Origin of the sequence: Massilia rubra (assembly GCF_011682065.1) — a bacterium.
Lineage (GTDB): Bacteria > Pseudomonadota > Gammaproteobacteria > Burkholderiales > Burkholderiaceae_D > Telluria_A > Telluria_A rubra.
On record NZ_VUYU01000002.1, the window covers coordinates 464,322 to 478,092 of the forward strand.

13 protein-coding genes and 1 pseudogene are annotated in these 13,771 nt (G+C 67.3%); 2 read left to right on the forward strand and 12 right to left on the reverse strand.

Features of this window, described 5'->3' with window-relative positions; translation table 11 throughout:
• Positions 1-28 precede the first annotated feature (28 nt).
• Positions 29-2,575: an NAD-dependent epimerase/dehydratase family protein gene (locus tag F0185_RS04720; RefSeq protein ID WP_167222046.1), complete on the reverse strand. Its 2,547-nt coding sequence runs from the start codon at positions 2,573-2,575 to the stop codon at positions 29-31.
• Positions 2,576-2,868: 293 nt separating this feature from the next.
• On the opposite strand from F0185_RS04720, the gene F0185_RS35570 reads away from it, so the two are divergent.
• On the forward strand, positions 2,869-3,888 hold the full coding sequence (locus tag F0185_RS35570) for a patatin-like phospholipase family protein (protein WP_167222047.1): 1,020 nt from the start codon (positions 2,869-2,871) through the stop codon (positions 3,886-3,888).
• Between the two features lie 25 nt (positions 3,889-3,913).
• Here F0185_RS35570 and F0185_RS04730 read toward each other — a convergent pair whose 3' ends face one another.
• The 9 genes from F0185_RS04730 to F0185_RS04770 all read right to left on the reverse strand — a co-directional run bounded on the left by F0185_RS04730 (position 3,914) and on the right by F0185_RS04770 (position 11,570).
• Complete coding sequence (locus tag F0185_RS04730) at positions 3,914-4,252, reverse strand: four-helix bundle copper-binding protein (RefSeq protein WP_167222049.1); 339 nt, start codon at positions 4,250-4,252, stop codon at positions 3,914-3,916.
• A gap of 45 nt (positions 4,253-4,297) precedes the next feature.
• Positions 4,298-4,597: a beta/gamma crystallin domain-containing protein gene (locus tag F0185_RS04735; RefSeq protein ID WP_167222051.1), complete on the reverse strand. Its 300-nt coding sequence runs from the start codon at positions 4,595-4,597 to the stop codon at positions 4,298-4,300.
• A gap of 39 nt (positions 4,598-4,636) precedes the next feature.
• Positions 4,637-4,960 carry a BON domain-containing protein gene (locus F0185_RS04740; protein WP_167222053.1) on the reverse strand — a complete coding sequence of 108 codons (324 nt, stop codon included), beginning with the start codon at positions 4,958-4,960 and terminating at the stop codon, positions 4,637-4,639.
• 87 nt (positions 4,961-5,047) lie between these two features.
• Positions 5,048-6,046, reverse strand: coding sequence for a serine hydrolase (locus F0185_RS04745; RefSeq protein ID WP_167222055.1), 999 nt, complete (start codon positions 6,044-6,046; stop codon positions 5,048-5,050).
• A gap of 46 nt (positions 6,047-6,092) precedes the next feature.
• On the reverse strand, positions 6,093-7,442 hold the full coding sequence (locus F0185_RS04750; protein WP_167222057.1) for a sensor histidine kinase: 1,350 nt from the start codon (positions 7,440-7,442) through the stop codon (positions 6,093-6,095).
• On the reverse strand, positions 7,418-8,083 hold the full coding sequence (locus F0185_RS04755) for a response regulator (protein WP_167222059.1): 666 nt from the start codon (positions 8,081-8,083) through the stop codon (positions 7,418-7,420). The genes F0185_RS04750 and F0185_RS04755 overlap by 25 nt, the downstream gene beginning before the upstream one ends.
• The gene (locus tag F0185_RS04760) at positions 8,080-9,288 is read right to left on the reverse strand and encodes a YbdK family carboxylate-amine ligase (RefSeq protein WP_167222061.1); all 1,209 of its coding nucleotides are present in this window, start codon (positions 9,286-9,288) and stop codon (positions 8,080-8,082) included. The genes F0185_RS04755 and F0185_RS04760 overlap by 4 nt, the downstream gene beginning before the upstream one ends.
• Entirely contained in the window at positions 9,281-10,495 is a 1,215-nt protein-coding gene (locus F0185_RS04765) for a cation:proton antiporter domain-containing protein (protein ID WP_167222063.1), read from the reverse strand. The genes F0185_RS04760 and F0185_RS04765 overlap by 8 nt, the downstream gene beginning before the upstream one ends.
• On the reverse strand, positions 10,488-11,570 hold the full coding sequence (locus tag F0185_RS04770; RefSeq protein WP_167222065.1) for a hypothetical protein: 1,083 nt from the start codon (positions 11,568-11,570) through the stop codon (positions 10,488-10,490). The genes F0185_RS04765 and F0185_RS04770 overlap by 8 nt, the downstream gene beginning before the upstream one ends.
• A 295-nt stretch (positions 11,571-11,865) precedes the next feature.
• Here F0185_RS04770 and F0185_RS04775 point away from each other — a divergent pair, with 295 nt between their 5' ends.
• On the forward strand, positions 11,866-12,150 hold the full coding sequence (locus F0185_RS04775; RefSeq protein ID WP_167221342.1) for a hypothetical protein: 285 nt from the start codon (positions 11,866-11,868) through the stop codon (positions 12,148-12,150).
• Between the two features lie 143 nt (positions 12,151-12,293).
• Here the strand turns inward: F0185_RS04775 and F0185_RS04780 are convergent, their stop codons facing one another.
• The gene (locus F0185_RS04780) at positions 12,294-12,842 is read right to left on the reverse strand and encodes an SDR family NAD(P)-dependent oxidoreductase (protein ID WP_229476725.1); all 549 of its coding nucleotides are present in this window, start codon (positions 12,840-12,842) and stop codon (positions 12,294-12,296) included.
• 51 nt (positions 12,843-12,893) lie between these two features.
• Positions 12,894-13,686: pseudogene (locus F0185_RS04785) on the reverse strand (oxidoreductase).
• Positions 13,687-13,771 lie beyond the last annotated feature (85 nt).

Genomic DNA, 13,771 nt, shown 5'->3' on the forward strand with positions numbered 1-13,771 from the left:
AACCTCGGCCGACCCGCACCATGGCCATTCAAGCCCGCGCGGACCGGGGACGCCTGGCGGCGGAAAATCCGATTGTCGCCCGCGCGATCTTGTCCCACTCACCGAAATGATTGACCACCCTACCGCGCGGGTATGCCAGGACGATCAAGGCCAGCCCGAGCAGGATTGAGGCAAGCGCGGCGTCGCTCGCGTAACCCTCAAGCAGCCAGGGCGCGGCCAGCAGCCACAGGCCGAATCCGATGTTGACGAAGCGCAGCGGCCGGGCCACCTCGGCCCACGCCATGATGGAGACCGCGACCACCAGCGATCCAATGATGTGATCGTTGTCGGCGGCCTGGCCCGCGCTGCCGAACAGCAGGCGGCTGGACATGAGGGCAACGCCGATGAGCGTACTCACCAGCAAGTTCCAGGGAACGCTGACCCCGGTGAGCAGCATTTCGCGCAGAATCGCGCCGAGCGGCGCCTCGAAATTGTCGGAATAGGCGGCGCTGCCGCCCTCCATTGTGTCGCCGCGCAGCAGGACGTACCACAGCGGCCGGCCCTTTTGCCGGCGCTTCTTGAGAAACTGCAGCGTGGCGAGGATTTCGTCGAGCGAGTAGGGAATTTGCAGCAGCATCGCCAGCGCGCCGATCAGGCACAGGGTGCACCAGGTGCCGATCACGACCGGCTGGATAATGATGAAAAACACGCTCACCGCCCCCAGCGGCACGATCAGCACCCCGAACAGCAGGACCAGCCAGGGCATGGTGCGCCAGCGCCGCTGGTCGCCGATGACGCCGGTGACGATTTCGAGCACGTACACCGTGGCCCCGAGCCCGGCGTCCGACACCGGCCACGCTTCCGATACCGATGAAGTAATGATGCGCTCGGTCCCGTCGCCGAGGAACGGGTCCCAGACCGCATCGATGTGGCCGAGCTGGAAGGCGGCCAGATAGCGTGAAATCACCAGCCCGACAATGGCCAGCGCAATGATGGGCAGGCGGTTGGTCCATCCGGATGGACTGTAGTCCCACCCTGGCGGCGCATCCGGTCCGCTGGTGCTTGCCACGGGCGTGATCCCGGGCGCCGCCGGCAGCGCGACGGCGAACACGATCAGCAGCGCGCCGACCAGGGTGTCGTTGGCATACGCGGCCGCACTGGTGGTCCAGAACAGCACCGGTGCGAACAGCAGCCACAAGCCGACCGCCGCCGTGCTCCAGCGGGCCCAGCCGAAGTCGCGCGAGAGCGACAGCAGGCCAAATACCACGACCAGGGCGCCGGCCAGCATGTCGCTGGCGGTCATCCAGGTGGCGCTGAACGCCAGGCCGCGCCCGTTCGGAGCCCAGGAGGCACCGGCCTGCATCCATTGTTGCGCCAGGCCGAAGGTGAACGGGCTGGCAAGCAGCCAGAACCCTAGCGCGATATTGGCAAAATGGCACCACAAGGTCTGGCGATGCCCGCTGCGGGCCATCATGTTGTAGTCGGCAATCGTCTGGGCGCCGGGCTGGCCACTGTTGCGCACGTCTTCCAGCCACAGTGGCAGCGGCAATTTGTTGCGCTCGTACCAGGCGGGCGGATCGGCGCGCAGGCGCGCGATCATGGTTTGCAGGCTGCGCCGCAGGGAATGCACGGGCCGCCAGTCGAGCAGCGTCTGCGCCCGGGAGATATCGAGTTCATAGTGTTCGTCGGCCATGCGCACCATGAAGGGCTGGATGAACGGCGCCTCGCCGCGGTCGATCGCGTCCGGCACCACGATCTCGGCTTTCTGCTGGACCCAGGCGCCCGCCGCCGCCAGCGCCTTGGGAATCTGGCGCGTCTCCCAGGGTTCGCCATGGAGCAGCCAGGCGATCAGGTTTTGCAGCGTTTCGTAGCTTTCCACCACCGGCTCGCCGATCAGCAGCGTGGTTTCCTGGGACAGGACCGCGCGCCTGTCGACGGCTGCGCGAAAGGCGGTGGCCACGTCGTCGATGTGCACGCATGCCTGTCCGTGCGAGGCGTCGCCCGGAAACACGCGGCTGAGCATCTGGCGCTCGAACAGGCGCCCGATCTGGTGCGCCAGCGACGGCAGCTCGCAGTCGTCGGTATACACCCCGGCGATGCGGAAAATGACCGCCGGGGTGGTGCCGCGCTCGACTTCGACGACGCGTTCGGCGGCCAGCTTCGATTGCGGGTACGGCCAGGCCGGCGCCAGCGGCGATGATTCGCTGATCAGACGCCCGGGCGACCCGGGCGCATGCACCAGCATCGTGCTGGCGTAAATGAACTGCTCGACCTCGAACGACTGCAAGGCGCGCAGGAGTTTCTCGGTCCCTTTGACGTTGACCTCGTCGTAGAGCCGATTCGGTTCGTCCGAAAAATCGTAGAACGCGGCCAGGTGGATGACCGAGGCGATGCGGCCGCCGTGGCGCGAGCGCAGCGTGTCGCAGGCGCGCCCCAGCGCTTGCTCGGAGGTGATATCGGCTTCAATGCAGTCCGGCGCCCGGCACAGGCGCTCGAATCCGACCACCGTGTAGGCATCGGCCAGACGGGCGGCGATGGCCGTGCCGATCCTGCCTTCCGACCCGGTAATGAGTACAACAGGTTTTTCCGGGACCATCCGCGACCTCTCCGTGGTTGAATGTGGCATGTGGCATGTGGCATGTGGATAGCGCTGCGCATCGCCCTGCCACCAGTGTCCATTCTAGGGGGGCTATCGCATCGGTCCTTGATGCACGCGTTGGTTGAACATGCAACTTTTAGCGAAAGCGATTGCCGGATGCCCGTCCGCATCCTTGTCGACGATGGCACGCCGCAGGGCTGAACCATGCCGTTGCGCCGCGGTCTACACCGCATTGCCGGCATGCGCAGCGCGCGCTGCTGCGCGCGGCACAACTTGCAAATGGAGGAAACATGGGGCCATCAGCAACGAAGGACATCGATATTGCACTGCAGGGCGGCGGCGCGCACGGTGCGCTCGCCTGGGGAATGCTCGACCGCCTGCTGGAGGAACCGCGCCTGTCGATCAAGGGTATCAGCGGCACCAGCGCCGGGGCGGTCAATGCCGTCGTGCTGGCCGACGGTTTTGCGGGCGGCGGCGGGCGGGCCGGCGCGCGCCAGGCGCTGGCAAGGTTCTGGCGGGCCGTCAGCGATGCCGCCCGCCTCAGTCCGCTGCAACGCACGCCGCTGGAGCGCCTGATGGGGCGCTGGACGCTCGACAGTTCGCCGGCCTATGCGTTTTTCCAGATGGCCACCAGCATGGTGTCACCCTACGAATTCAATCCGCTCAACATCAATCCCTTGCGCAGCTTGTTCGCCGAACTGATCGATTTCGAGCGCGTGCGCAATTGCGACGGACTGACCCTGTTTATAGCCGCGACCAATGTGCGCACGGGGACGGCGCGGGTTTTCAAGCGCCACGAACTCGATATCGACAAGGTGATGGCGTCGGCTGCCCTGCCCCAGCTGTTCCAGGCTGTGGAAATCGATGGCGAAGCCTACTGGGATGGCGGCTATATGGGCAACCCGGTGCTGTTTCCGCTGATCGACGAATCCTGTCAGCGCGACCTGGTGATCATCCAGATCAATCCGCTCGTGCGCAAGGAACTGCCGCGCACCGCCGCCGAGATCAGCAACCGCCTCAACGAAATCACGTTCAACGCGAGCCTGGTCAGGGAGATCAGTTCAATTCTCCTGCTCAAGCGCCTTATCGACGAAGAGAATCCGGCGCACGTGCGCTATGCCGATACGCGCCTGCACCGGATCAGCGCCGGCGAGGCCGCGATGCAACTGGGCGTGTCGAGCAAGCTCAATGCCGAGTGGGCGTTCTTGACCCACCTGCATGACATCGGCCATGCCGCAGCCGACCGCTGGATCGCGCGCAATGTGGAGCTCATCGGGCACTGCTCGACGATCGAGGCCGGCCAGGCATAAAAGCGGCAACGCCCGCCGCAGCCGCTTACACGGTCATCGCGACCATGCGGCGGCATTCTTCCGCGCAGCGCCGGCACGCCTGCGCGCAGGCCTGGCAGTGCGCCGCCTGGTGCCCGGCGCATTCCTGGGCGCAGGCGTCGCAGACATCGGCGCACAGCTGGCACAGCGGGCGCGCGAACTGGCTGCCGCGCGCCATGAAACCGGCTGCGGCCTGGCAGATCTGGGCGCAGTCGATATCGAGCGCAATGCAGTGCGCCATTATCTTGACGTCGTCTTCGCGCAGGCAGGCGTCGGCGCATTCGCCGCACGCGGCGGCGCAGGCATGACATGCTTCGATACTGGCATCAAATTGTTTCTGGTTCATTGTGTATACCTCCGTTAAGATGGTTGCCGGTGGCGCCTGCGCGCATTACGCGCCCTTGGCGCAGGTCAGGCTGACCGACGCGAATTCATCGAAAAAGCCCAGTGGTTTGCTGATGTCAGGCACTTTTTGTCCGGGCTTGAACTGGGCCACCTGATCGCGGAACTGCTGGTTGTCGAACACGGTCAGGGTGGCCTTGGGCCCGATTTCGACGCTGTCGACCCGGTCGTCCCAGTTCAGCCCGAACGGGCCGCTCATGTCGGCAATGGCCAGCGGTCCCGCCAGGGTCAGCGTATCGCCGCTGTAGTTCTTGCCCGGTTGGATGCGGAGATGGGCTGCGGGTTCCACGGCGCGCCAAAAATAGCCGGCGCGCCGCTTGCGCCCGCGCTATTTCACGATCAGGTCGTTCTTCACTTCGCGCACGCCGTCGACCCGTCTGGCCACATCGGTGGCGCGCCGCACGTTCTCGGGCGCATCGACGAAACCGCTCAGCTGCACGACCCCGCGAAAGGTCTCGACCTGGACGTCGCGCGCCTTGACGTCGGGGTCGCCGGCAAGGGCTGCCTTGACGCGCGCGCTGATGGCGGTATCTTCGATGACCACGCCGACGCTGCGGTCGGTCGGGTCGGATGCGCAGCCGCCAAGGGACAGGGCGGCGGCAAGGAACAGGCTGCGGATGACAGTTGATGCGCTTGGCTTGACAAGGTTCATGGCGTTCTCCAGTGGGATGCGAATCGGCCCGAAAACACGGGCGACCAGGATTCGATCGCCAAAATCGCCATCGGTTCCGGAGGCCGATCAGCGCCGCGCGCGCACCAGCCAGGCGCGCACCTGGTTGGCGTCGCTGGCGCGCGAAAACTTGCCGTGCGAGTCAAGAAAAACCATCACCACCGCGCGCCCCCGCACCTTTGCGTGCAGGACCATGCAGCGCCCCGCTTCCGCTATATAACCGGTCTTCTGGGTGCCGATATGCCAGCCCGGGCTGGCGATCAGGCGGTTCGAATTGCGGTACAGCGTGGCCTGGCGGCCCTGCGCGATGGTATGGCCGGGATCGGTAGAGTAGCGCCGGATCAGCGGCTGCCGCTGCGCCGCCACGACCAGCCTGGCCAGGTCCTCGGGCGTCGACACGTTCAGGCTCGACAAACCGGTCGGTTCGACGAAGCGCGTGCGCTGCATGCCTAGTTCACGCGCCTTGGCGTTCATGGCACGCACGACGGCCGGCGTGCCGCCGGGATAATGGCGTCCCAGCGCCGAGGCCGCGCGGTTTTCCGAACTCATCAGCGCGATGTGCAGCATCTGCGAGCGCGCCAGACGGGTGCCGACCCGCAGGCGCGACGAGGAATACTTGAGGCGGTCGACATCGGCGTCGGTCACGGTCAGCACCTCGTCGAGCGCCTGCCCTGCCCCGATCACCACCAGCGCGGTCATCAGTTTGGTGACCGAGGCGATCGGCATGACGGCGCCGGCATTCTTCTGGTACAGCACCTGGCGCGTGGCCGGATCGACAATCAGCACCGCGCTCGACCTGAGCGCGGCCATCTTCGCCTGCTGCGGCGAAAAGGTCCGGTAACGCGCTGCCGTTGCGGGCTCGGCTGCGGCCTTGCGCTTTTCCAGCCTGGCCCAGGGCCTGGCCTTGGGCTTTGCCTTGAGCCTGGCTTTCGGCTTGACCTGGACATGGCGCACGCTCTTGGCGACCGCGTGGGCGCCGGCCTTGGCGCTGCGCGCGAGCGCCGGGGCCGCCAGCACCGCCAGCAGCATGGCCGCCACGCCCACCACGGCGAGGAAAGAAATTTTCATGACATCATCGACGGCCGCGCCGCTCCTGGTTGTTCGCCAAGCCGCTTCAACTGGCTTGGCGGAAGGTGACAGTGACCCGCAGCCCCGATTGCGGCGGGCGTGAATCGGACAGGGCAATCGTCGCCTGCATGCTGTCGGCGACGCTGCGCGTGATGGCCAGGCCCAGGCCGGAGCCGATTTCGCCATTGCCCAGCACGCGGTAAAAGGCGTCGAACACGCGCTCACGCTCGCTCGCGGCGATGCCGGGGCCGGTATCGTCCACCTGCAGGACCAGCGCCGCGCCCTCGCGCCGCACCGCCAGGTCGACCCGGCCGCCGGGCGGGGTGTAGCGCACCGCATTGTCGAGCAGGTTCTTGACCAGGACCTTGAGGTCCACCAGGCGGGCCTGGACGTCGCCGTCGGCCTCGCCGATCAGGCCCAGGTCGATATTTTTCTCTTCGGCGATCGGAACGATGTCTTCCAGTACCTCGCGAATGACGTGGGCGATCGAGACCCTGGCGGCGGCGTCGCGCGGCGCTTCCTGGGTCCGCGCCAGGGTCAGCAGTTGGTCGAGCAGGATGCGGGTGCGCTGCAGGCCGGCGCTCAGGGCATCCAGGCGCGAGCGCGCCTCCCGCGGCATATTCGCGCTGCCGAGTCGCTCGGCCTGCAGGGACATGGCCGTCAGCGGCGAGCGCAGCTCGTGGGCGGCGTCGGCGATGAACCTGCGCTGGGCCGCCAGCGAGCGCCCCATGCGCACCAGCAGCGCATTGATCGCCACCACGAACGGCCACACTTCCGACGGCAGGCCGGCGTGATCGAGGGGGCCGAGCTCGTCTTCGGTCCTGGCGCCGAGTTCGGCGGCGAGCGTCTCGAAGGGCTTGAACATCTGTTTCAGCAGCACGCCCAGCAGCAACACCAGCACGGGCGCCAGCAGCAGGATCGGGGTCAAGGTGCGCAAGGCGCTGGCGCGGGCGGCGGCGTCGCGCACCGTGGTCTGCTGGCCGACCGCGACCCGCACGCCCCTGGCGTTGGTCTTGACAAACACGCGCCACTGCTCGCGACCGACCAGCACGGTTTGCAGTCCATCGCTGAGCAGGCTGGAAAAGACGGGCGGGCGCGGCGGCGTGGCGGCCGGCAAGCCGTTGCCGGTGCGCAGGAAGCGCACCACCACGCGCGCATCGAAGTCGACGTCGCCGGCCTTTTCGCGCGCCAGCGGCGAGGCCGGCACCGCGTCCAGGCGGCTGATCAGGTAGCCGGTCTGGCGCAATTGCAGGTCCTGCAAGGTGTGCGCTTCCTCGGTTGCCCACAGGAAGGAAATCACGCCGGCCACGGCGGCGACGGCCACGATCGCCAGCGACAGCCAGAGCGACAGGCGCCAGCGCAGCGACGCCCCTAGCGGCCCTTGGACACCATCCATCCGACTCCCCTCACATTCTTGATGACGTCGGCGCCGAGCTTCTTGCGCAGGCTGTGGATCAAAAACTCGACCGCGTTGCTTTCCACTTCTTCGTTCCAGCCGTACAGCCGGTTTTCGAGTTCGCTGCGCGACAAAATGGCGCCCGGGCGCAGCAGCAGCGATTGCAGCAGCGAAAATTCGCGCGCCGTCAGGCGTACTTCAACATCGCCGACCTGCGCTTCGTGGGTGGCCGGGTCCAGGGTCACGATCCCGTTCGACAGATTCGGGCCGACCGCCTGTTCCTTGCGCCGGGTCAGCGCGCGCATGCGCGCCAGCAGTTCGCTCATGGCGAAGGGCTTGACCAGGTAGTCGTCGGCGCCGCTGTCGAGCCCGGCCACACGGTCTTCGGTGGCGTCGCGCGCGGTCAGCACCAGCACCGGCACATCGTTTTTGGCCTGGCGGATCGCGCGCAGCACGTCCATGCCATCGGTTTTCGGCAAGCCCAGGTCGAGCAGCACGAGCGAGTAGCCCAGGCCGGTGGCGATGCTGGTCAGCGCGGCCTGGCCGTCGCACACCCAGTCGACCGCATAGCTGGCGTCGCGCAGTTCCTGCTGCACCACATTGCCGATCATCGGGTCGTCCTCGACCAGCAGCACCCTCATGGCGCCGCTCCGGGCGGCGCGCGTTCGAACATTTCGCTGGCCACCCGCGCCAGGTCGTTCATGCCGGACCCGGCCTCCAGGTGGGCCGTGAGCCAGCGCGCCTGGCCGCCCTTGTCCATCAGTTGCCCGATCATGCGGCGCGCCTGGGCGAAGCCGGGATCGGTGGAACGCGTGCCCAGGCGCTCCAGGTCGTCCAGCACCACCTGGCGCACCGGCAGGCCGATGCCGCTGCAGGGATTGATCCAGACCGCCTCGACCCCGTTCTTGGCGGCATTGAAGCGATTCCAGGCATACAGTTCGCGCGAATCGTCGCTCGGCCAGCTGCCGGGCGCGTCGTAAGCCTCGATGCACAGTTCGCGCGCATAGCAGGCCAGCGCGGCCGCATAGGACGGGTGCAGCGGGGTGTCGAGCACGCGCAGTTCGATGGTGCCGAATTCGGGCTTGGGCCGCACATCCCAGTAAAAATCCTTGATGCTGTTGACGATGCCGTGGCCGGCCAGGCGCGCGAAGTGCTGCTCGAAATCGTGCCAGGTGCGGATGTGGGCCGGCATGGTGCCGCTCATCGGAAACGCCCCCACCACGTTGCTGCGGGCGCTGCAAAAGCCGGAATCCTCGCCTTGCCAGCAGGGCGAATTGGCCGACAGCGCAATGAACAGCGGCGCGCGCTGGGTCAGCCAGGCGCACAGGCGGATCGCTTCGTCGGCGCTGGGCACGCCCACGTGCACGTGCATGCCGAACACGGTGAACATCTTGGCCAGGTAGCCGTATTTCTTGGCCGACTCGCGGTAGCGCTCCTTGGGGTAGATGCGCTGCTCGTTCCACTTCTGGAACGGGTGCGCTCCCCCGCCCGAGATGGCGGCGCCCACCTGGAAGGCGGCGCGCTGCACGCTGGCGCGGATTTCCTCGATCTCGGCGGCCGCCTCGGCGTAGCTGCCGAGGATCGAACTGGCCACTTCCAGCATCGAGGTGGTGATTTCGGGCGTGGCGATCCATTTTTTGCTCTGCATGTCGAGCAGGCGCAGGATGTCGGGCGCGGCCGGCATCAGGTCGTAGGTGAGACGGTCGAGCACCATCAGTTCAAGTTCGATGCCCATCGTGCCCAGCTTGGACACCGTAAACGGCGGCAGGTAGGCCGGTCCCTGCCCGGCCACGGCCAGCGCCTGGGCGGCGGCGAGGCGCTCTTGTTCCAGTGTGGCGTCAGCCATGTTCGTCTCCTTCGTGGGTTTCGTCGGCCAGTTTCAGTCCCCACCAGGTCAGGCCGGGGCCGGCCAGCACGTTCAGGGCCAGCAAGGCCGCCATGATGCCGGCCGCGGTGTCGCTCATGTACGAGGCGCCGGTCAGCGAATTGTCGACCACGAGCGAGCCGAAACTGACCAGCGAGCACAGCGACAGCGCGATGGCATGCTTCTTGTCGCCGCTCCAGGCCTTGCTCGGCATCAGTGCCAGCCGGGTCAGGCCGATGCGCAGCGCGAACACCAGCAGCGCGGCCAGCAAGGGCATCAGCTGGAACAGTTGCTGGACCTGGACCAGCGCGGCCGACATCATGAACAGCAGCGCATAGCCGATATCCTGGGCAGTCTTGACCTGCGCCTGGAACACATTGTCGCGCGTTTCGACGTTCCGTAGCAGCAGACCCATCAGCAGCAGCGACAGCAGCGCGCTGGCCGAGGTGACCGAGCACAGGCCCAGGTCCATCATCAGCGCCGCCAGCAGGATACCGGGACGCAGGCCGGCCTGCGCTTTCGCCACGCGCGTGGCTGCCGCATACAAGCCATAGCAGACAAGCGCAATGCCGGCGCCCATCGCCAGCTGGGTGGCCTGGCGCAGCAGTTCGCCCGAAAAGCCGAATTCGGCATTGATATCATGGCTGCGCAACCAGGCCAGCGAACCGGCCAGGGCCAGCAGCGCGAGCAGGTTGCTGATGCCGACCGTGTTGGCGGCGGCGTAGGTGGCCACCCCGCTGGCGTTCGAGTCCGACACCATCGACGTAAACACCACCGGGTTGACGGCGATCAGGATGGCGGCGATGAAGGCCGCTTCGGCCCAGCCGAGGCCGAAGGCGAGCAGCAGCGCCCACGCGCCCAGGCCGCGCAGCACGCAGCCGAGCACCAGCGCGCCGCCCTGGCGCCCGCTGCGCCACAGCCACGCCAGGTCCATCTTGCGCCCGACTTCGAACAGGACCAGCGCCGAGGCCGCATTGAACAGTTCCTGGAACTGGGTCAGCAGCGCCGCATCGACCAGGCCCAGTCCGCTGACGCCGAGCACCAGGCCGGCGATGACCGCGCCGTACAGCTTGGGCCAGCCGCGCGCCTGCAGCAGGACCCCGAGGACCTGGGACAGCAGCAAGCCGGCGCCGACCACGGCCAGCGGCGAGAGCAGCCACAGGGGAAGTGTCGCGACGTCCTCATTCATGTTCGGCCGCCCAGCGCGCGGCCAGCGCCGTCAATTCGTTGTGCAGCACCTGTTCGGCGCGCGCGGCGCCCTGCGCGCCGGCCGGCGGCACGGTGGTGATGCGCAGGCGCACCAGCGGACCGCCGCCCCTGGTCGGTATCCACAGCTGCCCCTTGAGCGTGGCGTTTTCGATCCACACGGCGAGGAACTTGGCGCCGCCGCGCGCGTGCGGCGCCTTCGGCACCAGGCTGAACGGCGTGAGCCAGGTCGCCTTGGGATAGCGCCGCGCCAGTTGCAATTGCATGGCGGCGCGCTGTTCCATGCGGCTGTCGTCGGCCGCGTACGGCAGTTGCATCAGTTGCTGTCCCAGTCCCAGGGCATCGACAGTCAGGCACAGCCGTTCTGCCTGCCACTGCCAGGTGCGCTCGCCGATCTCGCCGGTGCGCTGCGCCAGGTGCGCTTCGAGCACGCTGTGCAGCATGCGCTCCTCGATCGGCCCCGGGGGCGCTTCGGCGGGCGCACGCCATCGGGCGGCGCCCGCCGCCAGCAATGCCCAGCGCTGCTCCTGCCAGCGCCGGGTGGCGGCGCGCTCGGACGGATCCCAGCGCCATTCGGTCACGCTCCATCGGCCGTCGTCCAGGCGGCGCAGGGCGACGATGCGCTTTTGCGCGCCCTGCCCGCCGATGACGGCCTGGCTGTTCCAGGCACGGCGCCAGGCCGGCGCGGCGCTGCCGGGCGCTGCCACGGAGGCGCGCGCCCAGGCCCACCAATGCGCTTGCGCGCTGACGCAAGCGCCCGGCGCGACGCCGCCCTGCCCGCTCCAGCGGCGCATGCGCAAGCGGTTCTGCCAGGCGCACTCGGCCACGCCGCCGGCCAGGCCCGGACCCGGCGCCGACGTGGCCGGCTGGTCGGCGCAGGTCCAGGGCCGCTGCTGCGCAAGCAGGCGCAGCTGGGTGCCGACGTCGGCCGCGTCGGCCTTGCGTGACGCCGCCGCGCCGCTGGCGATGCCGGGCAAGGCGACGCCAAGGGCGATGACGAGGGCGGGCAGGATGCGAGGAAAAAATGCCCTGTTGCCAGCGCGGAATTGTTGGGACAATGGGCTCTCCTGCGGTGATGGGCGTGTTGGCGCGCAGCGTCCTGGTGGATGGCGGCACGGCCATGGTAGAGCGACACACTTAGCGAATACTTAGCGATTCGCGAATGCGCGCGCAGCATGCAAATATGCCACTTTTCAAGGAAAAACGCCTGTCCGGCTGCGCATGATCACGATAGAATCAGCGCCCCATGACTCGTACCGGCGGCAATTTGTACCGTACCGACACCCTGCATCAATGGCCAAAACAACGATTCCTCTTTCGGTACGCCACCTCATTCTGACCAGCATTCCTTCAGTGCCACATCTGGAAGCGCTGATGCTGTTGCGCGCCAGTGCGCCTGCGCCCTGGTCGGCGCCCGCGCTCGCGCAGCGGCTGTATGTGACGCCCGCCGCCGCCGGAGCGGTGCTGGAATACCTGCGCCAGGCCGGCATGCTCGACGCCGAGGGTGACGCCACGGCGCCGGATTACCGGCTGCGCGCGCAGGACGCCAAGCTGCTAGCGGCGCTGGCGCAGCTGTATTCGACCCACCTGGTGGAAATCACCCGCCTCATCCACGACAGGCCAGACGGCGCGAGGTAGGCTCTGTTTGGCGTGTTGCCGATGGCGCGGTTGCGCGTGGCCGGGGCCATCACCGCGCGGTTGGCGAGTGCGGTGGCGCGCAGGGAGAATGCGTCGAATAACATGTCAGGGTTCCTTGATGGTGCGTCACTTGATCGGATGGGTCAGGCCGCCAGCAGTCGCGGCGCAACCTGGCCGGTTTGCGCGGCGGCGACCAAGGCCGAGCGGGCCGCGTCGAACTGCGCGACCAATGCGCTATCGTCCACGGACGGCATGGTCATGCCTTCGCCGCGGTCGAGCGCGACCAGGGCGGCGTCGACCATGTGCCCGGTCAGCATGACCGCTTCGGGCGCCAGGGCCGACAGCGGCACGCCGGACTGGTCCCGGATGTCGGTGGCGGTTGACGCCGGCAGCACGACCTGGACCGTGACGCCGGTGCCGGCCAGTTCGTCCCGCAAGCCTTCGCTGAAAGCGAGCACGAAGGCCTTGGTGCCGCTGTAGACCGCGCTGAAGGCCAGCGATTTGAGCGCTAGGACCGAGGCCACGTTGACGATGACACCCGCGTTGCGCGCTTTCATGCCGGGCAGGACGGCGTGCGCCAGGGGCGTCAGCGCGGTGATATTGAGCGCAATCTGGGACAGCGAATCGTGCAGCGCGCCGATGCCGGAGGAGGCGCCGGTGACGAGGGCAATTTTCCGGGAAATCGTGCTCATGTTCATATCCTTGGAGTGAAGTCGTGACAGTGCGTTGTTACAGTCAAGCGCTTAAACCAGTTGCAAGTCCTTGCGCATGCCGGCGTCGAGCAAGCCGGCCGGGGCGAAGGTGCGCAGCAGGCGCAGGCGCGCCGCCAAGCCGCCGGCGGTATAGCGCAGTTTTGGGCGCGCAACGGTGGCCGCCTTGAGGACCGTCTCGGCCACCACTTGCGGGCCTTCGGCGCTGGCCATGATGTCCTGGATCCGGCGCACGACCGCGGTGCGCACGGCGTGGTAGGCGTCGAGCTTGGCGTCCGGCTCCATCAAATTGGCGTCGAACGTGGTCTTGGTGTATGCCGGTTCGATCACCACCGATCGAATGCCCCAGTTGCGCAGTTCATGGTCGAGCGACTCGGAGTAGCCCTCGATGGCGTGCTTGCTGGCGGCATACAGCGCGCCATACGGCATCGGCAAAAAGCCGAGCACCGAGCCGATGTGGACGATGCGCCCTCCTCCCTGCGCCCGCATGTGCGGCAGCACGGCGCGCGTCATGCGCACCGCGCCGAAGAAATTGGTGTCGAACACGGCCTGGGCCTGGGTGATCGAGCTTTCTTCGGCGCCGGCCGCGGCCACGCCGAAGCCGGCGTTATTGACCAGCAGGTCGATCCGTCCCTCGATCCGCATGACGGTTTCGACGGCGGCCGCCACCGAAGCGTCGCTGGTCACGTCCAGGGCCAGCATCTGGAAGCCGGCGCTGGCGCCGGCTGGTGCCGTACACTTTCCAGCCGGCTTGCGCCAGTCGCGCCGCCGTTACCTCGCCAATGCCGGAGGAGGCGCCGGTGACCAGTGCGATCTTGCTATTCATGGTGTTTCCTTTCAAATACGCCGACAGGAGGCAAGCTCGGCAAGCGCCTGAATATGATGATCATCATATATAGGGTCAAAAAAAA